Source organism: Pseudoduganella sp. GW821-FHT05F09 (assembly GCF_059419605.1).
On sequence record NZ_JBWKSD010000001.1, the window covers coordinates 20,967 to 47,053 of the forward strand.

The window sequence follows — 26,087 nt, forward strand, 5'->3', positions numbered from 1 at the left end:
GATGCGCAAAAATTTGCCGGTCACAGGCACGGAATATGAAATGGCGGACGGCAAGCCCATCGTTTCGACTACAGACCTGAAGGGGAAGATCACGTATATCAATCCCTACTTCGTCGAGGTCAGCGGCTTCAGCGAGGAAGAACTGATAGGCGCGCCGCACAACCTGGTGCGCCACCCGGACATGCCGGAGGCGGCCTTCGCCGACCTGTGGCACACCCTCAAGGCCGGCCTGCCCTGGACCGGCATGGTCAAGAACCGCCGCAAAAACGGGGATTATTACTGGGTGGTGGCCAATGTCACGCCGGTGATGGAGGGCGGCCGCGCGACCGGCTATATGTCGGTGCGTTCCAAGCCCAGCCGCGCGCAGATCGCGGCGGCCGATAGCGTTTACCGCGAGCTCGCCGCCGGCAACCCCAGGCGGCTGGCGGTGCGCCAGGGCCAGATCGTGCCCACCGGCCTGGCGGGCAAGGCGCGGGCCTGGAAGGAGCTGCCAATACAGCGGCGCTTCAACATCGGCCTGACGCTGATGGCGGTGCTGAGCGCCGCCACCGGCGGCATCGCCTGTGCGTCGCTGGCGGGCGCGGCGGCCGGCTGGTGCGCCGGCATGGCCGGCTTCAGCGTCCTGCTGGCGCTGGTGCTGGCCAAGGCCCTGCGCGCCACCGTCACCCTGCCGCTGCGCGCCGCCACGGCGGCCGCGCGCGCGCTGGCCGGCGGCGACCTGACCGGCGCGGTCGACGTCACCTGGGGCGACGACATGGGGCAACTGCTGCGCTCGCTGCAGCAAATCAACGTCAACATGATGGCCATCATCGGCGACGTCAGGGCCAACGTCGATGTGATGGGCGCGGCCACGCGCGGCATTGCCGACGGCAATCTGGACCTGTCCGCGCGCACCGAGGCGCAGGCCTCCAGCCTGGAGCAAACCGCCTCCAGCATGGAGGAATTCGCCTCCACGGTGCGCCAGAACGCCGACAACGCGCGCCTGGCCAGCGAACTGGTGGCGGCCACCGCGCAGATCGCGGTCAAGGGCGGCGACTCGGTGGCCGAAGTGCGCGCCACCATGGGTGAGATCAGCACCTCGGCCCACAAGATTGTCGACATCATCGGCCTGATCAACGGCATCGCCTTCCAGACCAATATCCTGGCGCTCAACGCTGCGGTGGAGGCGGCGCGCGCCGGCGAGCAGGGGCGCGGCTTCGCCGTGGTGGCCACCGAGGTCAGGAGTTTGGCGCAGCGCTCGGCGGCCGCCGCCACCGAGATCAAGGGCCTGATCGACGAGTCCGTCAGCAAGGTCGAACTGGGCAACCGCCTGGTCGGCAACGCCGGCAGCACCATGACGGAAATTATCGCGTCGGTGCAGCGCGTGGCCGGCATCATGACCGAGATCGCCTCCGCCAGCCACGAGCAGAGCAGCGGCATCGAACAGGTCAACCGCGCCGTGACGGAGATGGACGAGGGGACCCAGCAGAATGCCGCCATGGTCGAGCAGGCGGCGGCTGCGGCGGCCAGCCTGGACGAGCAGGCCGTGCAGCTGTCGCGCGCGGTCTCGGTCTTCCACGTCCGGCAGCGCGGCACGGGGCAGTGCGGCTTGCCGGCTGGAAGTTCCAGCCGGGGCATGGCCCTCCCTGTTTCCGTCGCGCCTGCATCCGCCGCGCGCGCCGGGGGCAGGCCGGGGCTGGTCGCCAACGCAATTCAGAGCGCCACCCAGTCCTGATCCGCCTCAAGCCGGGCGGCGCGCGGCCGGAGCTGGACCTGCCCGCGCGGGCTGCGGGCGGCCGCCAGCGCGGGCAGGCCCGGCGGCGGCGCCGGCGCCTGCGTGCTGGTCTTGAAAACGCTCACCACTTCGACCAGGCGCGCCGACTGGTCCTGCATGGCGCTGGCGGCGGCAGCGGCTTCCTCGACCAGCGCCGCGTTCTGCTGGGTCACCTCGTCCATTTGGGCGACCGCCTGGTTGATCTGTTCGATGCCGGCCGTCTGCTCTGCGCTGGCGGCCGTGATTTCGCCCATGATGTCGGCCACGCTGCGGATGCTGCTGACGATGACCTGCATGGTCGATCCCGCCTCGCCCACCAGTTGCGCGCCGCTGTCCACTTTGTGCGCAGAGTCGTCGATCAGCTGCTTGATTTCCTTGGCCGCCGCCGCCGAGCGCTGCGCCAGGTTGCGCACTTCGGACGCCACCACCGCGAAGCCGCGCCCCTGGTCGCCGGCGCGCGCCGCCTCGACCGCCGCGTTCAGGGCCAGGATGTTGGTCTGGAAGGCGATGCCGTCGATGACGCTGATGATGTCCACGATGCGGTGCGACGAGTCGCTGATCTGGCCCATGGTCTGCACCACGCGCGCCACCACCGCGCCGCCCTTGGCGGCCAGGTCCGACGCGGACACCGCAAGCTGGCTGGCCTGGCGGGCATTGTCCGCGTTGTGCTTGACGGTGGCGGTCAGCTGCTCCATCGAGGAGGCGGTTTCTTCCAGCGCGCTGGCCTGCTGCTCGGTGCGCGAGGACAGGTCCAGGTTGCCGCTGGCGATCTGGCCGGACGCGGTTGCGATCGTATCGGTGCCGCTGCGCACTTCGCCGACGATGCGCGTCAGCGCCGCATTCATGTCTTTCAGCGCGGCCAGCAGCTGGCCGGTTTCGTCCTCCGACTGCACCTCGATGTGCGCCGTCAGGTCGCCGTCGGCAACGCGGCGCGCGACGGCCACCGCCGCTTGCAGCGGCCGCGTGATGGCGCGCGTGGTCAGCAAGGCCAGCGCCCCGGCCACCACGGCGGCGGCCAGGGCCAGCGCCACGATCAGCAGTTCGGTCTGCTGCGCCTGTGCGGCGGACTGCTTGCCCGATGCCTCCATCAGTTGTTGCTGGAAAGCCAGCAGCTCGTCGAGCTTGTTCATATAGGCCAGTTGCCTGGGCCGCACGTCGGCCAGCAGGGCGCGCAGGGCGTCGGCCTTGCTGCCGCCCCTGGCGAGGTCGAGGAAGCTGTCGCGCGCCCGCAGGAAGGCGCTGCGCATCGCCTCCAGTTGCTCCAGCTCCTTCCTGCCCTGTTCGGTTTTCACCACCCGCGCCAGCTGGGCCAGCCCGGCGGCGGTGGCGCGGCTGCTGTTGGCGATGCTGTCGTGTTCCTTGCGCAGCTCGTCCGGCTCCGACATCAGCAGCAGATTGCGCATATTGCGCGCCTGTTCGTTGACCTCGTCCTTAATCCGGTGCGCCAGCACCGTCTTCGGGTAGCGGTCCTCGTTGGTCAGGCGAATATCTTCGCTCAGGCCCTGCAGGCGCAGGAAGGACAAGCTGGCCAGTGCGATCAGCATGGCGATGACGAAGGCAAAGCTCAGGGCGAGCTTTGTGCCTATGCCCAGGTGTTTGATTTTCATGATGAACTTTCCGCAGCGTGGCGCTCACTAGGTGGGGGAGGGCAGTGCAGGGACGGCTTGTTCTTGCACTGGTGCAAGTCGACAATAGAGGGGCAGCGGCGGCGAAACTTTGATCTGGATCAATATTTCGCCAGCTGCCGCGGAAATGGCGCCCGCGGCCGCGGCCGTGTCTCAAATAGGCACAATATGGAGGAAAATGCGCGGCGCCCGGAGCGGGGCCGCTGCCGGGGAGGCGGCCATGCCGCGCTCCCGGCGGGTGGGGAAGGGTTTACTGCGCGCCGGCCGGTTCGATCTCGTCGGCCGCCATCAGCCTGTCCATGTCGACCAGGATCAGCATGCGCTGCCGCTCGCCTTGCGCCAGGGTGCCGATACCCAGGATGTGGTGGCTGGCGGCGCTGCCGCCGAACTCCGGCGCCGGCTTGATCTCCTCTTCCTTGAGTTCGACCACGTCGGACACCGCGTCGACCACCATGCCGACGGTGCGGCCGGCGATGCTGAGCACGATGGTGACCGTGTTGTGGGCATAGGCCGCCTCGGCCATGCCCAGCTTGATGCGCATGTCCACGATAGGGACGATGACGCCGCGCAGGTTGAGCACGCCCAGCACATGCTGGGGCGCGTTGGCAATGCGGGTCGGCGCTTCGTAGCCGCGGATCTCCTGCACTTTCAGGATGTCGATGCCGTATTCCTCGGCGCCGTTGCGGAAGCTCAGATATTCGCCCGCCAGCGTGGCGCCGGCGGCGGTGGTTTCAGTTGTGCTCATTTTCCAGGCCTTGAATGATGTGGAGGGTGGGGGGACTTAGAACTCTTCCCAGTCGCCATCCGTGGCGTTGGCCACATGGCGGCGCTGTGCGGCGGGTGCCAGTGCCAGGGGGGCCGCAGGGCGCGCCGCCTTGGCGATGCCGGCCACGGCGGCGCGCGCCCGCGCGGGCTGGGGCGCCGCGCCGCTGTCGTGCGCCAGCTTGAACACGGCCACGGCCTGCACCAGCTCGTGGGCCTGTTCATTGAGCGCGGTGGCGGCCGACGCCATTTCTTCCACCAGCGCGGCGTTTTGCTGGGTGTTTTCGTCCAGGGTGGTGATGGCCTGGCCGACCTGGCTCACGCCGCCGCTCTGTTCCACGCTGGCCGAGCTGATCTCGGCCATGATGTCGGTCACGTGCCGGATGGCGCCGACCACCTGCTCCATGGTGGCGCCGGCGCGGTCGGCCAGGGCCTCGCCCTGTTCCACCCGCAGCACGCTGTCGTTGATCAGCTCCTTGATCTCCCGGGCCGCCGCCGCGCTGCGCCCGGCCAGGTTGCGCACCTCGCTGGCCACCACGGCGAAACCGCGCCCCTCTTCGCCGGCGCGTGCCGCTTCCACCGCCGCATTGAGCGCCAGGATGTTGGTCTGGAAGGCGATGCCGTCAATCACGCCGATGATGTCGGCGATCTTCCTGCTGGCGCCGCTGATTTCCTTCATGGTGTCGACCACCTGCGCCACCACCTGGCCGCCCTGGAGCGCCACGTCGGAGGCGTTTTGCGCCAGCTGGTTGGCCTGGCGCGCATTGTCGGTGTTCTGCTGCACGGTGGTGTTGAGTTCTTCCATGCTGGCGGTGGTCTGCTCCAGCGCGCTGGCCTGCGATTCGGTGCGGCCGCTCAGGTCCATATTGCCCTGGGCGATCTGGGTGCTGGCCGACGCCACCGCCTCGCTGCCCTGGCGCACATTGGTCACCACCGTGGCCAGCGCCTGCTGCATGCGGGCCACCGCCGCCGTCACGCTGTCGGTGTCGCCGCTGCGCAGGGGCAGGCGCAGCGACAGGTCGCCGTCGGCCACCCGGCCCACCGCCGCCGACAGTTCGGCCGGCTCGGCGCCCAGCTGGCGCGTGATGCCGCGCGAGATCAGGCCGGCCAGCGCCAGGCCCAGCACGGTGGCCGCGGCGGCGATCGACGCCACCAGGGCCAGGCCGGCCTTGACCGCCTGGTTGGCCTGCTCGCCGATGGCGGCGGCGATCTCCTGCTGCAGCACCAGCGACTGGTCCACCGCGTTGAACAGGGCCGCTTGCTTGGCGCGCAGCGGGCCGGTGATGATGGCGGTGGCCGCCTTCGCATCGTCGCCGGCATTGGTCTCGCCGAGCCGGATCACCTCGGCCAGTTGCTGGTTGTACTCGGGCCGCACGGCGTTAATGGTCTTGAGCAGTTCCTGCACCTTGGGCAGGCGGACCGAGCGCACCAGACCGGCCAGCAGCTCGCTGTTGCGGGCCTGCAGCGGGGCGATTTTCCTCGCCTCGGCGGAAACGTCTTTGGGATCGGTCAGCAGCACCACGTTGCGCACGGCGCGGGCGATCGCGTTCAGGTTGTCTTTCAGTTCATTAAATTCCTGCAGCACCTGCATGCGGTGGTGCACCAGGTCGTCGATCTGGCTGTTGAGCGACTGGAAACGCAGCGCGGCGGTGGCGCTGACAATCAGCAATGCCGCGATGAGCAGGCCGAAGCCGACGCCGAGGCGCGAACCCACCTTCATGTTTTGAAAATTCATTTTTGCTTCCGTTTGTGATTTTTGTTGCGAGTGCCTGGGCGCGCCGCCTTGCCTGGCCGCACAGGCCGGAGGCGCGGGGCGGAGGGAGGGGCTAGTCTTGCGGGCGTGTTCTGTAATTTCCATATGGAAATAACCGATGCAAGAATTTTATGGCGAAAGGGCCGCGCGGCCTGCGCATTGGGCGACAGGCGCTTGCCATGTGGCGACAGGCGCCGGACTCGGTCCGGCGCGCCTCAGGGCAGCTCGCCGTCGCTGTCGCGGTAGCGCGCGGCGATGGCGCGGAATTCGTCCTCGATGGCGCAGAAGGCGTCCGCCACGTCCGGGTCGAAATGGCTGCCGCGCCCCTGGCGCAGGATGGCGGCGGCCTGCTCGTGCGTCATGGGCTCCTTGTAGACGCGGCGCGAGATCAGCGCGTCGTACACGTCGGCCAGCGCCATCAGGCGCGCGCTGACCGGGATGGCGTCGCCCGCCAGGGCCAGCGGGTAGCCGGAGCCGTCCCATTTTTCCTGGTGCGAATAGGCGATCTCCTTGGCCGTCTGCAGGAAGTCGACGCTGCCGTCGAGCTCGGACTCGGCGTGTTCGATGGCGTCGCGGCCCAGCGTGGTGTGGGTCTTCATGATCTCGAATTCCTCCGCCGTGAGCCGGCCCGGCTTCTTCAGGATGGCGTCCGGGATGCCGACCTTGCCGATGTCGTGCAGCGGGGCCGACTTGAACAGCATCAGGATGTTGCGCTCGTTCAGGTAGGCGGCAAAGCGCGGGTGGCCGCGCAGCTGCTCGGCCAGCGCGCGCACGTAGTATTGGGTGCGGCGGATGTGGTTGCCGGTCTCGTTGTCGCGCGTTTCGGCCAGCGAGGCCAGCGCCATGATGGTCACGTCCTGGATCGCCATCACCTCGCGCGTGCGGTGCGCCACTTCGCGCTCCAGGAAAGCGTTCTGGTCGCGCAGGAAGTCGGCCGCCGCCTTCAGGCTCAGATGGGTGCGCACGCGGGCCGACAGGATCAGCGGCCGCGCCGGTTTGGCGATGTAGTCGACCGCGCCGGCCTCGAAGCCGCGCCGCTCGTCGTCGGCCTCGTCCTGGGAGGTCAGGAACAGCACCGGGATGTCGCGGCTGGCCGGGTCGCTTTTCAGGCGGCGGCACACTTCGTAGCCGTCCATGCCCGGCATCATGATGTCGAGCAGGATCAGGTCGGGCGGGCGTCCCGAGGTGGCGATGGCCAGGCCCTTGGCGCCGCTGGTGGCCACCTGGACCTTGAATTCGCCCTGCAGCAGCTGGCTCATCACGGCCAGGCTGGCGGCTGAATCGTCGATGATGAGTATCACCGGTTTGTGCGTGACGCCGTGTTCCTGGTCCATGCTTGCGCTCCTGCTGGTTGACTGCTTGCCGTTGAATTACTGTAGTTGTGCCGCGTCCTGCAGCGTGCGCAGGGCGAGTTCGAAGTCGAATTCCGCCGCCGCCTCGGCGACCGCGTGCAGGCAGGCTTCCTCGTCGGTGCCGCGGGCCTGGCGCGCCAGCTGCTCGGCCAGCGCCAGCGCCGCCGAGTCGCTGTCGGCCAGCAGGGCTGCCAGCCGGTCAAGCTCGGCGCGCGACGCCGGCGCGCCTGCGGCCGGGTCTGCGGAGGCCGGCGCCGGCGCGTCCAGCATGGTCCCGGCCAGGCCGGCCAGCACCTCGCCCAGCGCGGCGTCGGCAATGGCCAGCGCGGCGGCGATGCCGCCGTGGCCGTCCTCGCGGCGGCAGGCTTGCTCCAGCGCGGTGGCCGCCGCCTGCAGCGCCAGCGCCCCTATGGTGCCGGCGGTGCCGCGCAGCGTGTGCGCCAGCAGGCGCGCGCCGGCCGCGTCGCCGGCCGCATGGCAGGCCGAGAAGGCGGCGACGAAGCCGGCCTGGTCGCGCTGGAACTTGCGCAGCATGCGGCGGTACAGGGCGGCATCGCCGCCCATGGCCGCCAGGCCGGCCTGCAGCTTAATCCCGGGCAGCGCGGGCAGGGCCGCACCGCCGGGCGCCGCGTCCGGCTGGGATGCGGCCGGCAGGGCCGCCGCCGGCGCGGGGCGCGCGGGCGTGATCCACTGCGCCAGCGTGAGGTACATCTGGCGCACGTTGATCGGTTTGGCGATATGGTCGTTCATGCCGGCCTCCAGCACGGCGGCGCGGTCGCTGGTCATGGCGTTGGCGGTCATGGCGATAATGGGCAGGGCCCGCCATTGCGGCTGCCGGCGGATGGCGCGCGCGGCGGTGTAGCCGTCCATGACCGGCATCTGGCAGTCCATCAGCACGCCGTCGAAGGGGCCGTCCCGTGCCAGCAGGTCCAGCGCTTCCTGGCCGTTGTTGGCCAGCACGGCGGTCACCCTGGCCTTGCCCAGCAGCTCCAGCGCCAGTTCCTGGTTCATCTCGTTGTCCTCGACCAGCAGCACGCGGGCGCCGGCCAGTTTGGCCATGGCCTGCGCGCCGTCGTCGTCCTGGCTGTGCGCGGCGCGCGGCGCCGCGTCCAGTCCCATGGCCTGCGCCGCCGCCTCGGCCAGCCGGGTGGCGGTGACGGGCTTGGTCAGCACGCCGGCCAGGCGCACCGCGCGCCGCCCCGCTTCGGCGGTGGCGTCCTCGCGGCCGTGGGCCGTCATCATCAGCACCGGCGGCGCCGCGCCGGGACCGGACTGCAGCATCCGGGCGCAGTCCATGCCGTCCAGGCGCGGCAGCTTCCAGTCCATCAGCACCAGGTCCACTGGCTGGGCGGCCAGCAGTTCCAGCGCCTCGACGCCGTCGCGCGCCAGCGCCACCTCCATGCCCAGCGCCAGGCACAGGGACGCCGTGATGTCGAGCGCTTCCGGATTGTCGTCGACGACCAGGATGCGCTTGCCGCGCAGCGCGGCGGCGGCCTGCGCGCCGTCCGCCGCCGGCAGGCCGAAGCGCGCCACGAAGTGGAACACCGAGCCCTGGCCCGGCGTGGATTCGACCCAGATGCGCCCGCCCATCAGCTCGGCCAGTTCCTTGCTGATGGCCAGGCCGAGGCCGGAGCCGCCGTATTTGCGGGTGGTTGAATTGTCGGCCTGGCTGAAGGACTGGAACAGGCGCTCGCATTGTTCGGCCGACATGCCGATGCCGGTGTCGCGCACCGAGAAGCGCAGCGCCACGGCGTCTTCGTCCGGCGCCGCCTGCGGCTCCACCGCCACCGCCACCACGATCATGCCGCTGTCGGTGAATTTGAGCGCGTTGTTGCCCAGGTTGATCAGGACCTGCCCGAGCCGCAAGGGATCGCCCTGCAGGTCTCCCGGCACGCCGGCGTCCACGCGGAACAGCAGCTCCAGGCCCTTGGCCTCGGCCCGTATGCCGAGGATGTTGGCCAGGTTTTCCATCACGTCGTCCAGGTGGAAGGCGATCGACTCCAGCGCCAGCTTGCCGGCCTCCACGCGCGAGAAGTCGAGGATGTTGTTGATGATGCCGAGCAGGTTCTCGGCGGCGCGCTGCACCTTGTCCAGGTAGCCGCGCTGGCGCGGTCCCAGCTCCAGTTCCAGCGCCAGCCCGGTCATGCCGATGATGGCGTTCATTGGCGTGCGGATCTCGTGGCTCATATTGGACACGAAGGCGCTCTTGGCCTGGCTGGCTTCCTGCGCCCGCGCCAGCGCCACCGTCAGTGCCGCCGTGCGTTCGTCCACCAGCTGCGCCAGGTTCTGGCGGTGGCGCTCCAGTTCCGCCGCGCTGGCGCCCAGCGCGCGTTCGGCCAGGGTCTTGCGGCGCACCTGCCACAGCAGGGCCGCGATCAGCGCCACCAGCAGCAGGATCACGGCCGCCGTGGCCAGCACGGCGTCGCGGTACTGCACCCAGATCGGCGGCGGGCGGTTGATGAAGACGGTGCCGGCCGGCAGGCGCGCCGGGTCGGCGCCCCAGCGCTGCAGCTGCAGCCAGTCGTACATGGTGACCTGCTGCGGGGCGATGATGCTGACGCCGGGCACGGCCCGGCGCAGTCCGGTGCTCAGGTCGTAAGCATGGTCGGCCGCGCGCCGCGCTTCGTCGCGGATGCTGAACACGTGGCCGCCGAGGAAGCCCCGGTCGCCGATGCCCAGGTCGTACAGCACGAAGAAGGGGGCACGGGCGCTGCGCGCCACCTGCTCCAGCGCCTCGAGCCGGTTGAAGTTGCGGCCGGTGCGGTCGCGCCGCAACGTCAGGCCGAGCACGATGGAGTGCGGCGGCAGGGCGGCCACGCGCGCGGCCGTTTCCTCCAGCGACAACGCGCTGGTGTCGCCGATGGTGACCGGCCGCCCGGTCGCCTGCATGGCGGCGCGCAGGCCGGCCAGCTCGCGCGCTTCGCTGGCGCTGGCGCCCGCCACCACTTCCACATGGCGGGTGGCGGGGAACAGGGCCATGGCCTGCTGGAAGGTGCTGGCGTAGTTGAAGCTGCGGCTCATCGCGAGGATGGCGCGCCCGCCCAGCGGCAGTTCGGGGCGCAGGTCGGCCAGCACTGTCACCAAGGCGGCGCCGGGCGCCAGTTCCGGCGCGTCCAGCAGCAGGTAGTCGAGTGAGGGTTGCAGCACCGTGACAAGCACGCCGATGCGGCGCGCGCGGTATTTGTCGAGCAACAGCTGCTTCAGGTTGCGGCGGTAGGCCGGGTTGTCATTGCGCTCCAGGTCCAGGTGCTCGATGTAGATGTCGGCCGAATTGTAGCCGCGCGCCATCAGCTGCTGGCGCAAGTCGGCCGCGAACAGGTCCACGCCGGGCGCGCCCGGACCATAGGGCAGCAGCACGGCGATGCCGGGCGCGGCGGCTGGCGCGGCCGGCGCGGCCAGGCATGGCGCGCAGCACAGCGCCAGCAGTAGCGCCAGCCAGGGCGCCAGCGCGCGCAGCGCCAGGCGCAGCAATCGCTCGGGCAGGGGCGCGGGCATGGAGGTCGGCATCGGCGGGCGCCCTTATGCGTCGCGCCAGCGCGCGCGGATCTGGGCCACCTCGGGCAGCAAGCCCAGGAACAGGTCCACCAGGCCGGGGTCGAAATGGCTGCCGCGCTGCTGGGTCAGGTAGGCGATGACCTGCTCGTCCGGCCACGCGGCCTTGTACGGGCGGGCCGAGGTCAGCGCGTCGTAGACGTCGGCGATGGCCACGATGCGGGCGGCGATGTGGATCTGCTCGCCGGCCAGGCCGTTCGGATAGCCGCTGCCGTCGAACTTCTCGTGGTGTTCGAGCGCCACCCGGTGCGCCAGCCTGAGCACGCCGGACGGGTGCTCGCCGATGATGTCGGCGCCGATCGCGGCGTGGGTCTGCATCACGGTCCATTCGTCGGCGTCGAGCTTGCCCGGCTTGAGCAGGATGTGGTCGGGAATGCCGATCTTGCCCACGTCGTGCATGGGCGCGGCGTGCAGCAGCTCGTCGGCCAACGCTTCGCCCAGGCCGGCCGCCAGGGCCAGCAGGCGCGCGTACTGGCTCATGCGGATCACGTGCATGCCGGTTTCGTTGTCCTTGTACTCGGCGGCCCGGCCCAGGCGTTGCACGATCTGCAGGCGGCTGGCGCGCAGCTCCTCGTTGCGCACCAGCGACAAATGGGTGCGCACCCGCGCCTGCACGATGGGCGGGCTGACCGGCTTGCCGATGTAGTCCACCGCGCCGCAGGCGAAGCCGCGCACCTCGTCGGCCGTCTCGCCCTGAGAGGTGACGAAGATGACGGGGATGGCGGCGGTGGCCGGGTCCGCCTTCAAGCGGCGGCACACCTCGTAGCCGTCCAGTTCCGGCATCACCACGTCGAGCAGGATCAGCTCCGGCTGCATGTCGCGCGCCAGCGCCAGGGCGCGTTCGCCGTCCTTGGCGCACAGCACGCGGTAGGTGTCGCCCAGGATCACGCTGAGCATGCGCAGATTGCCGCTTTCGTCGTCGACCGCCAGGATCAGTTGTTTGTCCATTGTTTGCTATTCCTCGTTGTCTTGTCGGCCTCAGGCCAGGGTGACGGTGACCACGGTGCGGTCCTCTTCGTCGCTGCTGTGCAGGTCGACCCGGCCGCCCTGGGCTTCCAGCAGCAGGCGCGCCGAGTAGGTGCCCAGGCCGCTGCCGCCGGCCTTGTTGGTGGCGTACTTGGTGAACAGGCGCGGCCGCATGGCGGCCGGCACCGCGCCCGGGTTCTCCAGCACCACGCTGGGCGGTGCGGTGGCGAGCAGGCGCAACTGCACGGTGGCGCCCGGCGGCGCCGCCTCGCAGGCGTTTTTCAGCAGGTTGTGAAACACCGCGCCGTACAGCAGCGGGTCGCCGGTGGTGGCCGCGCCGGGCGCCGCCGTGGTGTCGCAGTGCACCAGCACCGGCTTGCTGGCGAAGCTGGCGCGCAGCAGCGCGGCGGCCTGCTCGAGCAGCGGCGCCAGCGGCACCGGGGTAGTGCGCCGCGTGTAGGCCCCGCTTTCGATCTTGAACAGTTCGGCCGACAGGGCGATGCTGTCGAGCGCCTGCAGGCTGGCGCGCGCGATCAGCTGCGCCAGTTCGGCGTGCTGCGGCGGCAGGTCGGCCGCCCCGGCCAGCTGCTGCGCCAGGCCGGCCACGCCGCCCAGCGGGCCGAGCAGGTCGTGGCGCAGCATGCGTTCGACGTCGGCGCGCAGGCGGGCGTGCGCCAGCATGTCGTCGTACTCGGCCTGGCGGTCCTTCTGGCGCAATATCCAGCGCGCGAAGTTGTGCACCCGCAGGCGCAGGATGTCGGGATCGATGGGCTTGCTGATGAAATCGACCGCGCCCAGGCCCAGGCCGCGCCGCTGCGCCGCCACGTCGTTCATGGCGGTGACGAAGATGATGGGCATGTGTTCGCCCTGCGGCAGGGCGCGCAGGCGGCGCGCCACCTCGAAGCCGTCCATGCCGGGCATCATGATGTCGAGCAGCACCAGATCGGGCGGCTGCTCCGAGGCGCAGATGGCCAGCGCTTTTTCGCCGTTGTGGGCCAGGCGCACCCGGAACTTGTCCTCGAACACGCGCGAGATCAGGCGCAGGTTGTCCGGCGTGTCGTCCACCGCCAGGATGGTGAGGCGCTCGTCGTCGTCCGCGGGGTCGGCCGGAGGCGCCGCAGCGGCGGCCGCGTTGGCTGCGGCTGCGGCTGCCGCTTCGGCAGCGGCCTGCTCGGCGAAACGCTGGGCCGCTTCGGTGGCCGCCAGCTCGGCCGCCGCGCGCCGGCTGCTGCGCTGCAGCACCTTGAACACCTTGTCGCCCAGGCGCTGGGTGGTGTAGGGCTTGACCAGCAGCTCGGACACGCCGCTGGCGATGGCCTCCTGGACCCGGTTGCGCTCCGATTCGGCCGTCACCATGATGATGGGCAGGTTGGCCAGCTCGGCGTCGGCGCGCACCGTGCGCAGCAGCTCGATGCCGGTCATGACGGGCATGTTCCAGTCGGCCAGCACCAGGTCGCAGTGGCGGGTGCGCAGCAGCGCCAGCGCGGCCGCGCCGTCGGGCGCCTGCTCGATGTGCTGCGCGCCGAGCGCGCGCAGCTGGTCGACGGTGAGCTTGCGCATCACCTCCATGTCGTCCACCACCAGGAAGCGTATCGGTCCCAAACTCATGCGGCGTCTCCTATTTGTGTGGTCTGGTGCGCGGCCCAGGCCGCGTCGAGCACGGCGTGCGCCTGCTCGAAGTCAAACTGGTCCAGCGCGGCCTCCAGCCTGGCGCAGGCCGGGCCGAAGGCGGCGCGCAGCAGGGGCGCTTCGTCCAGCAGGACGTTCTCGGCCTGCGAATCGTTGTTGGCCAGCAGGCCGAGCAGGCGCTGGCAGATGGCGGCCAGGCGCGCTTCGTCGAGCCCTGCGGGCAGGCCTGCCGGCGGCTTGGCCGGCGCGTCTGCCGGATTGGCCATTGCGGCCGCTGCGGCCGGGGCGGGCAGCGCGGCCCGGATCGCCGCCAGCACGGCGGCCAGTTCAGCCGCCAGCGCCTCGCCGCGCGTGGCCAATTCGGCCGCCGTCTCCAGCGGCAGCGCCAGTTCCATCGCCAGCGCCAGCTGCTGCACGCGGTCGGCGCCGATGTTGCCGGCCACACCGCGCAGCGTGTGCAGCAGGTGCTGCGCGGCGCCGCTGTCGCCGGCCGCCAGGCTGGCCGTTAGCAGGGCCGGCAGCGGGCCCTGGTCGCGCACAAAGGTGTGCAGCATCTTGTTGTAGGCCGGCAGCTTGCCCAGCACGCGGCGCAGGCCGGCCGCCGTGTCCAGGCCGGCGATGGCGGGCGTGCTGTCCGGCGAGCCGGCCGGTGCGTCTGCGGCGTCTACGCCCCGCATGGCGGCCTCGGGCAGCGCTGCCGCGCCGGGCCGGCGCGGCGGTATCCAGCGCAGCAGCATGGCCCACAGCGCTTCCGGCTCGATGGGCTTGGCCAGGAAGTCGTTCATGCCGGCCAGCTGGCAGCGCGCGCGGTCCTCGGTCAGCACATTGGCGGTCATGGCGACGATGGGCAGCTGGCCGTGGCGGCGCTCGGCGCGGATCGCCGCGCTCGCCTCCAGGCCGTTCATGACCGGCATCTGCATGTCCATAAGTACCAGGTCGTAGTGCCGCTCCGCGAGCAGGGCCAGGGCTGCGGCGCCGTCGCTGGCGATGTCGGTCTCGACCCCGGCGGCGGCCAGCAGCTCGCAGGCCACTTGCTGGTTCAGTTCGTTGTCCTCGGCCAGCAGCACGCGCGCGCCGGCCAGGCAGGCCAGGTCGGCCGGGCCGGGGGCGCCGCCGGGTTGGCCGCCTTGCTTGCCCGGCGCGGTGTGCGCCGCGCTTTCCGGCTCCAGGCCGGCCAGGTGCAGCAGGGTGTCGAACAGCAGCGCGAAGCTGGCCGGTTTGCTCAGCACCTGTTCTATGCCCAGCAGTGCGGCCTGCTGGCGCAGTTCGTGCCGCGCGTGGGCGCTCAGGATGGCCAGGCGCGGCGGCGGATTGAGCTCCAGCGCGTGGATCGCCTTGGCCGTTTGCACCCCGTCCAGACCCGGCATCTGCCAGTCCAGCAGCACCATGCGGTAGGGATGCCCCTCGGCGGCGGCTTGCGCCAGCGCGCGCAGCGCTTCGGCGCCGCTGTCCGCATGTCCAACCTGCAGGCCCAGCGCGGCCAGCTGTGCCGCCACGACCGCGCGCGCGCTGTGCTGGTCGTCCACCACCAGCACCGGCAGGCCGAGCAGGCCCGGATGGCCGGCCGGGCGCACCCGTTCGCGCGCGCCGGCCCGCACCGTGCACCAGAACGTGCTGCCCTGGCCCAGCACGCTGTGCACGCCGACCTCGCCGCCCATCAGCGCGGCCAGCTTGTGCGAGATCGCCAGGCCCAGGCCGGTGCCGCCGTATTTGCGCGAGGTCGAGGTGTCGGCCTGGCTGAAGGACTGGAACAGGCCGGCGTGCTGTTCGGGCGACAGGCCGATGCCGGTGTCCTGCACCGCGAAACGCAGCAGGACCGCGCCGTCGGCCTGCGTTTCAAGCAGCTGCACCGACAGGGTGACGCTGCCCTGGTGGGTGAACTTGACCGCGTTCCCGGTGAAGTTGACCAGGATCTGGCCCAGGCGCAGCGGGTCGCCCACCAGCTCGCGCGGCACGTCGGGGGCGACGTCCAGGTGCAAGGCCAGGCCGCGCGCGCCGGCCTGTTCGGCGGTCAGGCCCAGCACGTTGTCGAGCACGCTGTCCAGCTGGAAATCGATCTGCTCGGCCGTCATCATGCCGGCCTCGATCTTGGAGTAGTCCAGGATGTCGTTGATAATGCCCAGCAGGTGCTGGCCGGCGCGCTGGATCTTGCTCACGTAATCGTGCTGGCGCGGCGACAGTGCGGTCTGCAGCGCCAGATGGCTCATGCCGAGGATGGCGTTCATCGGGGTGCGGATCTCGTGGCTCATATTGGCCAGGAAGTTGGATTTCACCTGCAGGGCGGCCTCGGCCGCCGCCATGGCCTGGCGCAGCGCCTGTTCGGCCTCGCGCGCCGCCGTCACGTCCTCGAAATAGCCGCTCCACAGGCCGAGCTGGTCCGGCGCCGTGTGCGCCCGCGCGTGCCAGCGCACCCAGCGCTCGCGGCCGTCCAGGCGCACCGGCAGCACATGGTCGATCACGCCGGCGCCGCGCCGCAACGCCTGCCAGTCGAAGCTGCCGCGCAGCCGGGCCGCCGCCTGCGGCTCGACGTGGCGCCAGCCGGCCGCGCCGTCGGCCATCAGCTCGGCGGCGTCCACGCCGATCAGTTCGCGCACCGGCGCGCCGACGAATTTGAAGCGGGCTTTGTCGTCCGTGCCCACGCGCAGCTGGAACACCGCCACCGGGATCGCCTGCGTCATGGCCACCATGCGGTCCAGCTGCAGCCGGTTGTCGGCCATGTGGCCCAGCAGCGCGGCCTGCATGCGCGCCAGCGCCGCCAGCAGTTGGCCGGTCTCGCCGCCGGCGCGGGTCTCGATGCGTCCGTCCAGGTCGCCGGCGGCGATGGTCTCGGCCAGGCCGATCGCCGCGTGCAGGGGCTGGGTGATGCTGCGGCTGACCAGCCAGGCGATGATTGCGCCGCTCAGCAGCGCGCAGCCGGCCAGCAGCGCCGCCCACAGGCGCGCGTTTTCGTAGTCGCGGCGCGAGGCCTGCGCCGACTGCTCCGAGTGCCGCTTCTGGAACTGCGCCATCTCGTTCATGACGGCGATCCACACCAGCTGGGCCGGCCGGGACACTTCCAGCAGGGTCGCGCTGCCTTCCTCGGCGTGGTTGATGCGGCCCAGCGCGGCGGCCTTGTCCATGACCGGGATGGCGACCGCGTCGGCGGCCTTGATCCGGGCCAGGATCTCGCCGCCCTGTCCGGTGCCGGCCAGCGCGCCGAGCTGCGCGGCGCGCCGGCGGTAGCTGGTTTTTTCCTGCAGGTAGTGCGCCATGACCGGCGCCATGGCGCGCTCCTCGGTCATGAAGATCAGGTCGCGCGCGTCGAGCGCCATGTTGCGCGCGTTGTCGAGCATGCCGTTGGTCAGCTCGACCTTGACATTGTCGGTCTGGACGATGTGCTCCAGGTTCTCCTGGATGGCGCTCATCTGCGCCACGCCCAGCCCGGCCATGACCAGCAGCAGTGCCAGCACGGCGCCAAAGCCGAGGCCGAGGCGCAGGCCGATGTTCATGTGCTGGAAGCGCGGCAGCCGGTGTGGAATGGGGAAACGCATCGTGCCTCTTCAGCCTGTTCAAGTTGATATCAAGCGCTAAGCCACTGCCGCCATGCCGACGGCACGTCTGCAGGGAGTGTAGCAGAGCCCGCAGGGAAAAAAACCGTCTGCGCGCCCGGTCCGCCATGTTGCTGGTTAGTGCCTTTGGGTAAGACGCTTTGGGCGTCACCGGCTAGGCATTTGGCGACAGGCCGGCCTGGCGGTCGCTCCAGCGGCGCCGGATCGCGTCCACTTCGGCTTGGCTGGCCAGGAACAGGTCGACCAGGTCCGGGTCGAAGTGGCTACCGCGCTGTTCCAGCAGATAGGCCACCACCTGGTCGTCCGGCCACGCCGCCTTGTAGGGACGGGCCGAGGTCAGGGCGTCGTAGACGTCGACAATGGCCACGATGCGCGCGGCAATATGGATCTGCTCGCCGGCCAGGCCGCGCGGATAGCCGCTGCCGTCGAACTTCTCGTGGTGCTCGAGCGCCACGCAGTGCGCCAGCTGCAGCAGGCCGGAAGCATGCTGGCCGATGATGTCGGCGCCGATCGCCGCGTGGGTCTGCATGATGGCCCATTCCTCGGCGTCCAGCTTGCCCGGCTTGAGCAGGATGTGGTCCGGGATGCCGATCTTGCCCACGTCGTGCATGGGCGCGGCGTGCAGCAGCGCGTCGGCCATCTGCTCGCCCAGGCCGGCCTTGAGCGCCAGCAGGCGCGCGTACTGGCTCATGCGGATCACGTGCATGCCGGTCTCGTTGTCCTTGTACTCGGCGGCCCGGCCCAGGCGCTGCACGATCTGCAGGCGGCTGGCGCGCAGCTCCTCGTGGCGCACCAGCGACAGATGGGTGCGCACCCGCGCCTGCACGATGGGCGGGCTGACCGGCTTGCTGATGTAGTCCACCGCGCCACAGGCGAAGCCGTGCAGCTCGTCGTCGGTGGCGCCGCGCACCGAGATGAAAATGACGGGGATGGCGGCGGTGGCCGGATCGGCCTTGAGGCGGCGGCACACGTCGTAGCCGCCCAGGCCGGGCATCACCACGTCCAGCAGGATCAGGTCGGGCCGCGCCGCGTGCGCCAGTTCCAGCGCCCGCTCGCCGTCCTTGGCGCACAGCACGCGGTAGGCGTCGCCCAGCACTTCGCTCAGCAGGCGCAGATTGGCGCTTTCGTCGTCGACGGCCAGGATCAGTTGTTTTTCCATGATGGTTCAGTCGTTGCAGTGTCGAATAGGGGGGCGCTCAGGCGGCCACGGTGCGGTTGCGGCCCAGTTCCTTGGCGCGGTACAGGGCGGCGTCGGCGCGTTCCTGCGCCGCTTCCAGGGCGGTCTCGCCGGGCAGCAGCAGGCTGATGCCGATGCTCACCGTCTGCGTCAGCACGGCGCCGCTGTCGATCTTGATGGGGGTGGCGGCGATGGCCAGGCGCACACGTTCGGCCACCGCGTGCGCCTGGGCCGCGTCGGCGCCCGGCAGCAGCAGCGTGAACTCCTCGCCGCCGAGGCGGGCCGCCAGGTCGCCGTCGCGCATGGCGCCGCCGATCAGGCGCGCCACCGTGACCAGCACCTGGTCGCCGGCCGCGTGGCCATGCGTGTCGTTGACGCGCTTGAAGTGGTCCAGGTCCAGCGCCAGCAGGGCCAGCGGGGCGCCGTGCGCGGCGCTGGCCGCCAGCGCCGCCGCCGCCCCTTCGGCATAGCCGCGGCGGTTGGCCAGCCCGGTCAGCGGATCGCGCATGGCCGCCCCCACCAGGGCGCTCATGCGCTGCTGCTGGTCGGTCACGTCGACCAGGCTGAGCAGCCAGTAGCGCGCGGCGCGCGCCTGCAGTGCGGTGCAGTGGGCTTGCGCCACCATATCGCCGCGCCGGCAGCACATGGCCAGCGCGTCGGCCTTGCCGGCTGCGGTCAGGGCATGCCAGTCGGCGCCGTCGGCGAACAGGCGCGCCACCGGTTGGCCCGGGCCGCCCAGCGCGCCGAAGCGCTCCAGCAGCGCCGAGTTGCCGACCGCGATGGCGCCGTCCTGCTCGACCAGGGCCAGCGGCGTGGGCAGGGTGTTCAGTACCTGGCCCAGCAGCTGCATGGTGCCGTCGGCGCGCGCCACTTGGGCGCGGCGCCGGTGGTAGGCGCGCAGGTGGCCGAACAGCATGACCAGCAGCAGCGCCGAGATCATCAGGTTGAAGAGCACGCTGCTGTTCCAGGCGCGCCGGTAGTCGCCGGTGCCCTGGCCGTACTGCAGCAGCCAGCGCTGGCCGGGACCGGCCCAGGCCAGTTGCAGCGGCACTTCGGCGGCCAGGCGCTGCTGGCCGTCCAGCGGCGAGTCCTGGAAACCGGACTGGAACCGGCCCGGCAGCGGCGCGCCCACGGGGAAGGGCGTGCCGGGCAGCGCGGCCGGGCCGGCCGGCCACTGCGCCAGCGGCCGGCGCGCTTCGTCGAGCAGCGTGATGGCGCTGAGCGGCAACAGGGTCAGCCCGGCCGCCTGCCGGCCCATGCTGCTGCCGGGCACGCTGGCCAGCAGCACCGCCGCCAGCTTGCCGCCGGCGTCCAGGTGGGGCTTGACCGTGACCCAGGCCGGGCCGTGCAGCGCGTTTTCAATGCTGGTGCCGCCGCCGCGCCGCGCCTGCCCCAGCAATGCGGGCAGGCGCGGCAGCTGGTTGGGCAGCTGCGCGTCGCTGGCCAGCAGGACCGCGCCGTCGGGGCTCAGGATGGCCAGTTCGCTGCCGGGCAGCGCGTGGTCGAGCGCGTCGCGCAGCGCCAGCAGTGCGTCCGTGGCGCCGGCGGCGTTGCGGCCGGCGCCGGCCGCCGCCAGCCCGTCCATGCCGCGCAGGGCGTCGGCCAGCAGCCGGAAGTGCTGGTTGGCGGTCCCGCCCAGCACGGTGGCAACGTTGCGCACGTTGTGCGCGGTGGCCCGGTCCAGTTCGATCCGGTCGTTCCAGGACTGCATGGCCATCAGGACCAGGGATAGCAGGACGGCGGCCGACAAGGTCCAGACCGGCCAGCGCGGCGGGGGCGTGACGCCCAGTTGTTTCGGAGTTGCTAGAGAGAGGGGCATGGACGGTCAGTATTCGGTAAATTGTTTGGTAAGGAATTGCCGGTAGGGTTGGGGCGCCGACGGCGCCCCCCGGGACGCGGGTCAGGCCGGCGTGCCGTGGGCGGCGGCGCGCGCCTGGCAGGCGCCGGCCAGCAGCGCGTGGGCGCGGTCGAAGTCGAACTGGTCGAGCGCCGCCTCCAGCTCGGTGCAGACAGCGCCGAAGGCGGCGCGCAGCAGGGCCGCCTCCTCCAGCACGACGTTCTCGGCCTGCGAGTCGTTGTCGGCCAGCAGAGGCAGCAGGCGCGCGCAGACGGCGGCCAGGCGCGCCTCGTCGAGCGCGGCAGCCGCGCCGGCGCCGGGCGCGGCACCGCCCTCGGCATGGTCGGCCGGCAGCGCGGCGCGCACCGCCCCCAGCACGGCTTGCAGCTCGGCCACCAGGGCGGCGCAGCGCACCGCCAGTTCGGCCGGGGTTTCCAGCCGCAGCGCCAGCTCGAGCTGCAGCGCCAGCTGCGCCACCCGCACCGCGCCGACGTTGCCGGCCACGCCGCGCAGCGTGTGCAGCAGCATCAGGGCGCCGTCGGTGTCGCCGGCTGCCAGGCGCACCGTGATCAGTTCCGGCGCCGGGCCCTGGTCGCGCACAAAGGTGTTGAGCAGCTTGTAGTAGGCGCCCAGCTTGCCCAGCACGCGGCGCAGGCCGGCCGCCGTGTCGAGCCCGGCGATCGCGGGCGCGGCGTCCAGTGGCGGCGCGGCCGGCGCCGGCCCGGCGCCGCTGCCGGCGCTGCGCGACGGTATCCAGCGCAGCAGCATGGCCCACAGCGCCTCAGGCTCGACCGGCTTGGACAGGAAGTCGTTCATGCCGGCCTGGTGGCAGCGCGCCCTGTCCTCGGTCAGCACGTTGGCGGTCATGGCGACGATGGGCAGGCCGGCGTGGCGCTTGCCGGCGCGGATCGCCTCGGTAGCCTGCAGGCCGTTCATCACCGGCATCTGCATGTCCATCAGCACGAGGTCGTAGTGCTGCTGGGCCAGCATGGTCAGGGCCTCGGCACCGTGGTTGGCGATGTCGGCCACGACCCCGGCGGCGGCCAGCATTTCGCTGGCCACCTGCTGGTTCAGCTCATTGTCCTCCACCAGCAGCACGCGCGCGCCGCGAATCGCCTCCAGCGCGGCCGTGTCGACGGCGGCGCGCGGGGCGGCAAGGGCCGGCAGCAGCTGCTCCGGTTCCTGGCCGGCCAGGTGCATCAGCGAGTCGAACAGCAACGAGGCGTTGACCGGCTTGCTCAGCACCAGTTCGATGCCCAGCAGCTCGGCCTGCTGGCGCAGCTCGTGGCGCGCATGCGCGGTCAGGATGGCCAGCCGGGGCGGGGCGGCCAGCGGCAGGGCCTGGATGGCCTTGGCGGTCTGTACTCCGTCCAGCACCGGCATCTGCCAGTCCAGCAGCACCACCTGATAGGGCAGGCCCGCCGCGCCGGCGCTTTCTAGCGCGCGCAGCGCCTCGGCGCCGCTGTCCGCGTGGCCCACGTCCAGGCCCATGGCCGCCAGCTGGGCTTCGACCACCTGGCGCGCGCCTTCTTCGTCGTCCACCACCAGCACGCGCAGGCCGTGCAAGGCCGCGTGGCTGAGGTGGCGGCCCTGGCGCAGGCCCACGCGCGCGGTGAACCAGAAGGTGCTGCCTTGGTCCAGCACGCTGTCCACGCCGACTTCGCCGCCCATCAGCGCGGCCAGCTTGTGCGAGATCGCCAGGCCCAGGCCGGTGCCGCCGTACTTGCGCGAGGTCGAGGTGTCGGCTTGGCTGAAGGACTGGAACAGGCCGGCGCGCTGCTCGGGCGACAGGCCGATGCCGGTGTCCTGCACCGCGAAGCGCAGCAGCGCGCTGCCGGGATGGCCGTCGTCGCCGCCGTCGTGCTGCTGCACCCGCACCGACAGCGTGACGTTGCCCTGGGGCGTGAATTTGACGGCGTTGCCGGCGAAATTGATCAGGATCTGCCCCAGGCGCAGCGGATCGCCCACCAGATCGTGCGGCACGTCGGCGCCCACGTCCAGGTGCAGCGTCAGGCCGCGCGCGCGGGCCTGCTCGGTGGTCAGGCCCAGCACGTTGTCGAGCACGCTATCGAGCTGGAAATCGATCTGCTCGGCCGTCATCATGCCGGCCTCGATCTTGGAGTAGTCCAGGATGTCGTTGATGATGCCCAGCAGGTGCTGGCCGGCGCGCTGGATCTTGCTCACGTAGTCGTGCTGGCGCGGCGACAGGTCAGACTGCAGCGCCAGATGGCTCATGCCGAGGATGGCGTTCATCGGGGTGCGGATCTCGTGGCTCATATTGGCCAGGAAGTTCGATTTCACCTGCGAGGCCGACTCGGCCGCCTCCTTGGCTTCGCGCAGCGCCTGTTCGGCCTCGCGCGCGGCCGTCACGTCCTCGATGTAGCCGTTCCAGATGCCGCGCTTGTCCGGCGCCGTGTGGGCGCGCGCGCGCAGGCGCACCCAGCGCTGCCTGTCGTCCCATTGCACCGGCACCACGAAGTCCACCACGCCCGACTCGGCCGCCGCGCGGCTCCAGTCCAGGCGGCTGCGCAGCTCGTCGCGCAGGGCCGGCTCGACGTGGCGCCAGCAGGTCGTGGCGTCGCGCATCAACTCGTCGGGGTCAACCCCGATCAGCTCGCTGGCCGGGGCGCCGATGAACTTGAAGCGGGCCTGGTTGTTGTCCAGGATGCGCAGCTGGAACACCGCCACCGGGATGGCCTGCGTCATGTCCACCAGCCGGTCCAGCAGCAGGCCGCTGGCGGCCATGTGCTGCAGCAGCGCCGCCTTCATGCCGGCCAGCGCGGCCAGCAGCTGGCCGGTTTCGCCGCCGGCGCCGACCGCGATGTCGCCGTCCAGGTCGCCGGCCGCGATGCGGCGCGCGATGGCCACCGCCTGCGCCAGCGGCGTGCGGATGGCCTGGTAGACCGACAGCAGCATGGCCGCCAGCGTGAGCAGCACGGCGCCGTTCAGCAGGTACACCAGCTCGGCCATGCGCTCCGCGTCGGCCCGGGATTGCGCCACGCGGGCCTCGGTGCGCTGGTCGAGCATGACGAAGAACTCGTCGAGCGGGTGGTAGATGGCCGCCTTGTTGATATGGTAGGTCGCGTTGTGCAGCATGTGGCGCGCCAGCTCGGGGTCCGGCGCGCGCCGCACGGTGTAGTTGCCCTGGCCGTCGTCGTAGAGGCCGCGCACCGCGTTCATGGCAATGCGCTCGGTCCGCACCAGCGCGTCCGAGGCGGCCTTGGCCTCGGACAACTTGGCCAGCTCGGCCGGGGTGATGCCGGAGCGGCTCAGCAGCTTGGCCATGGGTACGGTTTCGCCGTCCGGCCGCGGCGCCTTGCCGTCGGCCGCGAGGAAGTCCCAATAGATGCGCTCGTAGTGCTGCGGGCGAGGGCGCGCGCCTTCGCGGATCGCGAGCACGGCCTGGTATTGCTCGGCGTAGCGTTCTTCGCCGGTGACGGCGAAGGTGCGCGCCAGCCGGGTCAGGTCCTCGGAGCTCTGGCGCAGTTCGTTGGCCAGCAGGAAGTTGGCGTGGCGGTCCTGGTTGGCCTGGTCCAGCCGTGCGTTGCTGCGTGTGACGGCGCTGGAGGCGGCGATGGCCAGCGCCATCAGCAGCGCCACGGCGCCGGCCAGCAGCATGAAATTCTGTCGTATTGAAAGCTTGCGCAGGAAGGAAAGCGTCATGGTTGCACCGGAGTGGTTTCCTGTTGGAAACTAAATCAGTATGATGTAGCAGGCCGCCGGACGCCGCTGCGCACTGGGCGACAACGGCTGTGCAATCAGCGACACGGAAGCGCGCGCGGGGCTTGCGCGCGTCGCCAAATGCGCAGCCGCTGTCGCCAATTACGAGCGCGCCACCGGCGCGCCGTGCCAAGCCTGTGTTTTTGTTCGCTTGCCAGAGCGGCCCGCAGTTTCGCGCTGCCCGCCGCCCCGCGCGCGCAACTGAACTATATACCTTCGGCCTCGACAGCTCTCACTACCAAACACAAGGAAGCATCATGACAGCCGCAAACCAGTTTGACCAGCCAGCGACATAGCTACGACGCCTTCACCGTGGTGATCGTGCTCAGCACCTGGCCGGCACTGGCGCGCTCGACGAGCGCATGATTATCCTGGACGACATCGGCCGCCTGAGGGGAAACCCCCGTCTGTCATCGAATGACAAGACTTTGACGTGTATTGCGTAGCGGCGTTGCGCTCCGCGCCATATACTCTTGTTTCCATTCGGCAACACCACAACACTGTGTCCGCCGCGCAGCCCCCCTGATTGCCTACCGGACGCCCGGCCTTTTCGCCAGGCGCTTCCCGGTCCCTTTAGTCCGCACCACGTTCCTGTGCGGCGCTTTGCCTTTTCCGCTTCCTTGTCGCTCGAGCCGTCCCCCGTCCATTCGGGCAGGTCCGCTCGCGCCTGGATTGCCCGACTAAAAATAATAGGAGTAATGGTTTGAAGAATATGAAAATTGGCCGCCGTCTCGGCCTCGGTTTTGGCGTGATGCAAATGTTTATGCTGGTGCTGGCCGTGCTGGCCATGGTGCGCCTGGCGCACATCCAGCAGAACCTGGACTTCCTGGTCAACGACAGCTATGCCAAGGTGGAGGCGGCCAACCGCATGCTGGACCATTCGCGCAACATCGCGCTGGCGGTGCGCGACCTGATGATTATGGACGACGAGCGCGACATGGCGCCCGTCGCGGCGCTGATCGCCGCCGAGAAGAAAGCCTACCAGGAAGACGCGGAACGCATGGCCGATCTGATCAGCTCGGACGAGGGCAGGGCGTTGATGGCCAAGGTCGCCGCTGCGCGCGGCGTGGCCGAGCCACTGCTGGACCGCGCCGCCGCGCTGGGCGTCGCCAACAAGACCGAGGAAGCGAGTAAAGTACTGCTGGAGCAATCGCGGCCGGCCCAGCTGAAATGGCTGGGCGCGCTGGACGCGATGGCGCTGCACCAGGCCAAGCGCGCCGCCACCGCGCAGCAGGAAGCGCGCGCGGCCTATGAAGACGCCCGCCTGTGGACTGTGCTGCTGACCGGCGCCGCCATGCTGGCCGGCTTCATTGTGGGCCATTACGTCACCCGCAGCATCACCCAGCCGCTGGACACCGCCATCGGCCTGGCCCAGCAAGTGGCCGCCGGCGACCTGTCGGCCCGCGTGGTGGTGGACCGCCGCGACGAAGCCGGCCAGTTGCTGCAGGCGCTGGCCGACATGAGCGTCAGCCTGGCCGGCATGGTGCGCGACGTGCAGGGCGGCAGCGAAACCATTGCCACGGCGGCGCGCGAAATCGCGGCCGGCAACCTGGACCTGTCCACCCGCACCGAGCAGCAGGCCGCCGCGCTGGAGGAAACCGCGTCGTCGATGGAAGAACTGACCTCCACCGTGCGCCAGAGCGCCGACAACGCGCAGCAGGCCAATGGCCTGGCCGAATCGGCGTCGGCGGTGGCGCTCAAGGGCGGCGCCGTGGTGGCCGAGGTGGTCGACACCATGGCTGCGATCAACACCTCGTCGAAGAAGATCGCCGACATCATCAGCGTGATCGACGGCATCGCCTTCCAGACCAACATCCTGGCGCTGAACGCGGCAGTGGAAGCGGCCCGGGCCGGCGAACAGGGCCGCGGCTTCGCGGTGGTGGCCACCGAGGTGCGCACGCTGGCCCAGCGCAGCGCGGCGGCGGCCAAAGAAATCAAGGGCCTGATCGACGACTCGGTGGGCAAGGTGGACGCCGGCAGCGCGCTGGTGGCCCAGGCCGGCGCCACCATGGACGACATCGTCGGCAGCGTGCAGCGCGTGACCAACATCATGGGCGAAATCTCGGCCGCCACGCGCGAGCAGACCGCCGGCATCGAGCAGGTTAACCGCGCCATCGCGCAGATGGACCAGGGCACGCAGCAGAACGCGGCGCTGGTGGAAGAATCTGCGGCTGCCGCGCAGTCCATGCGCGAACAGGCAGACGCGCTGGCGCAGACGGTGGGCATGTTCACGCTGGACGGCGCGCCGCAGGCCGCCCTGCACGCCGTGCCGCACGCCGCGCCTCAATCCGCCGCCGCGCGCCGCGCCGCGCCGCGCGCGCACGCCCCCGCCAGGCTGGCGCTGGCGGCCTGAACGCCGGCCGCCTTCCCGCAGCTCCCCCCGCCCTGTCCATTTTGCGACAGCGGCTATCCA

13 protein-coding genes are annotated in these 26,087 nt (G+C 70.7%); 2 read left to right on the top strand and 11 right to left on the bottom strand.

Going from position 1 to position 26,087, the window contains the following annotated elements; genetic code table 11:
* Nucleotide 1 precedes the first annotated feature (1 nt).
* Nucleotides 2-1,714, top strand: a complete 1,713-nt coding sequence (locus AC07S4_RS00080) for a methyl-accepting chemotaxis protein (protein WP_494984656.1) — start codon at nucleotides 2-4, stop codon at nucleotides 1,712-1,714.
* Here AC07S4_RS00080 and AC07S4_RS00085 read toward each other — a convergent pair.
* The 11 genes from AC07S4_RS00085 to AC07S4_RS00135 all read right to left on the bottom strand — a co-directional run bounded on the left by AC07S4_RS00085 (nucleotide 1,693) and on the right by AC07S4_RS00135 (nucleotide 23,617).
* The gene (locus AC07S4_RS00085) at nucleotides 1,693-3,360 is read right to left on the bottom strand and encodes a methyl-accepting chemotaxis protein (RefSeq protein ID WP_494984657.1); all 1,668 of its coding nucleotides are present in this window, start codon (nucleotides 3,358-3,360) and stop codon (nucleotides 1,693-1,695) included. The two genes, AC07S4_RS00080 and AC07S4_RS00085, sit on opposite strands and share 22 nt — an antisense overlap.
* A gap of 268 nt (nucleotides 3,361-3,628) precedes the next feature.
* The gene (locus tag AC07S4_RS00090) at nucleotides 3,629-4,123 is read right to left on the bottom strand and encodes a chemotaxis protein CheW (RefSeq protein ID WP_494984658.1); all 495 of its coding nucleotides are present in this window, start codon (nucleotides 4,121-4,123) and stop codon (nucleotides 3,629-3,631) included.
* 36 nt (nucleotides 4,124-4,159) lie between these two features.
* Nucleotides 4,160-5,875: a methyl-accepting chemotaxis protein gene (locus AC07S4_RS00095; RefSeq protein WP_494984659.1), complete on the bottom strand. Its 1,716-nt coding sequence runs from the start codon at nucleotides 5,873-5,875 to the stop codon at nucleotides 4,160-4,162.
* 233 nt (nucleotides 5,876-6,108) lie between these two features.
* The gene (locus tag AC07S4_RS00100) at nucleotides 6,109-7,227 is read right to left on the bottom strand and encodes a response regulator (RefSeq protein WP_494984660.1); all 1,119 of its coding nucleotides are present in this window, start codon (nucleotides 7,225-7,227) and stop codon (nucleotides 6,109-6,111) included.
* Between the two features lie 36 nt (nucleotides 7,228-7,263).
* The gene (locus tag AC07S4_RS00105) at nucleotides 7,264-10,752 is read right to left on the bottom strand and encodes a hybrid sensor histidine kinase/response regulator (RefSeq protein WP_494984661.1); all 3,489 of its coding nucleotides are present in this window, start codon (nucleotides 10,750-10,752) and stop codon (nucleotides 7,264-7,266) included.
* A 12-nt stretch (nucleotides 10,753-10,764) separates the two neighbouring features.
* The gene (locus tag AC07S4_RS00110) at nucleotides 10,765-11,745 is read right to left on the bottom strand and encodes a response regulator (RefSeq protein WP_494984662.1); all 981 of its coding nucleotides are present in this window, start codon (nucleotides 11,743-11,745) and stop codon (nucleotides 10,765-10,767) included.
* A gap of 30 nt (nucleotides 11,746-11,775) precedes the next feature.
* On the bottom strand, nucleotides 11,776-13,371 hold the full coding sequence (locus tag AC07S4_RS00115) for an ATP-binding response regulator (protein WP_494984663.1): 1,596 nt from the start codon (nucleotides 13,369-13,371) through the stop codon (nucleotides 11,776-11,778).
* Nucleotides 13,368-16,922 carry a response regulator gene (locus AC07S4_RS00120; protein WP_494984664.1) on the bottom strand — a complete coding sequence of 1,185 codons (3,555 nt, stop codon included), beginning with the start codon at nucleotides 16,920-16,922 and terminating at the stop codon, nucleotides 13,368-13,370. The genes AC07S4_RS00115 and AC07S4_RS00120 overlap by 4 nt, the downstream gene beginning before the upstream one ends.
* Nucleotides 16,923-17,094: 172 nt before the next feature.
* A complete protein-coding gene (locus tag AC07S4_RS00125; protein WP_494984665.1) occupies nucleotides 17,095-18,099 on the bottom strand; it encodes an HD-GYP domain-containing protein in 1,005 nt (334 codons plus the stop codon).
* Between the two features lie 37 nt (nucleotides 18,100-18,136).
* The gene (locus AC07S4_RS00130; RefSeq protein ID WP_494984666.1) at nucleotides 18,137-19,936 is read right to left on the bottom strand and encodes a sensor domain-containing diguanylate cyclase; all 1,800 of its coding nucleotides are present in this window, start codon (nucleotides 19,934-19,936) and stop codon (nucleotides 18,137-18,139) included.
* Nucleotides 19,937-20,017: 81 nt separating this feature from the next.
* Nucleotides 20,018-23,617 carry a hybrid sensor histidine kinase/response regulator gene (locus tag AC07S4_RS00135; protein WP_494984667.1) on the bottom strand — a complete coding sequence of 1,200 codons (3,600 nt, stop codon included), beginning with the start codon at nucleotides 23,615-23,617 and terminating at the stop codon, nucleotides 20,018-20,020.
* Between the two features lie 769 nt (nucleotides 23,618-24,386).
* Here AC07S4_RS00135 and AC07S4_RS00140 point away from each other — a divergent pair.
* Entirely contained in the window at nucleotides 24,387-26,027 is a 1,641-nt protein-coding gene (locus AC07S4_RS00140; RefSeq protein WP_494985572.1) for a methyl-accepting chemotaxis protein, read from the top strand.
* The last annotated feature ends 60 nt before the right edge of the window (nucleotides 26,028-26,087 follow it).

What these genes read in the sequence shown, in the direction of transcription:
- AC07S4_RS00080 (WP_494984656.1), top strand. Translation starts at nt 2, where the DNA reads ATGCGCAAAAATTTGCCGGTCACAGGCACGGAATATGAAATGGCGGAC.
- AC07S4_RS00085 (WP_494984657.1), bottom strand. Translation starts at nt 3,360, where the DNA reads ATGAAAATCAAACACCTGGGCATAGGCACAAAGCTCGCCCTGAGCTTT.
- AC07S4_RS00090 (WP_494984658.1), bottom strand. Translation starts at nt 4,123, where the DNA reads ATGAGCACAACTGAAACCACCGCCGCCGGCGCCACGCTGGCGGGCGAA.
- AC07S4_RS00095 (WP_494984659.1), bottom strand. Translation starts at nt 5,875, where the DNA reads ATGAATTTTCAAAACATGAAGGTGGGTTCGCGCCTCGGCGTCGGCTTC.
- AC07S4_RS00100 (WP_494984660.1), bottom strand. Translation starts at nt 7,227, where the DNA reads ATGGACCAGGAACACGGCGTCACGCACAAACCGGTGATACTCATCATC.
- AC07S4_RS00105 (WP_494984661.1), bottom strand. Translation starts at nt 10,752, where the DNA reads ATGCCGACCTCCATGCCCGCGCCCCTGCCCGAGCGATTGCTGCGCCTG.
- AC07S4_RS00110 (WP_494984662.1), bottom strand. Translation starts at nt 11,745, where the DNA reads ATGGACAAACAACTGATCCTGGCGGTCGACGACGAAAGCGGCAATCTG.
- AC07S4_RS00115 (WP_494984663.1), bottom strand. Translation starts at nt 13,371, where the DNA reads ATGAGTTTGGGACCGATACGCTTCCTGGTGGTGGACGACATGGAGGTG.
- AC07S4_RS00120 (WP_494984664.1), bottom strand. Translation starts at nt 16,922, where the DNA reads ATGCGTTTCCCCATTCCACACCGGCTGCCGCGCTTCCAGCACATGAAC.
- AC07S4_RS00125 (WP_494984665.1), bottom strand. Translation starts at nt 18,099, where the DNA reads ATGGAAAAACAACTGATCCTGGCCGTCGACGACGAAAGCGCCAATCTG.
- AC07S4_RS00130 (WP_494984666.1), bottom strand. Translation starts at nt 19,936, where the DNA reads ATGCCCCTCTCTCTAGCAACTCCGAAACAACTGGGCGTCACGCCCCCG.
- AC07S4_RS00135 (WP_494984667.1), bottom strand. Translation starts at nt 23,617, where the DNA reads ATGACGCTTTCCTTCCTGCGCAAGCTTTCAATACGACAGAATTTCATG.
- AC07S4_RS00140 (WP_494985572.1), top strand. Translation starts at nt 24,387, where the DNA reads ATGAAAATTGGCCGCCGTCTCGGCCTCGGTTTTGGCGTGATGCAAATG.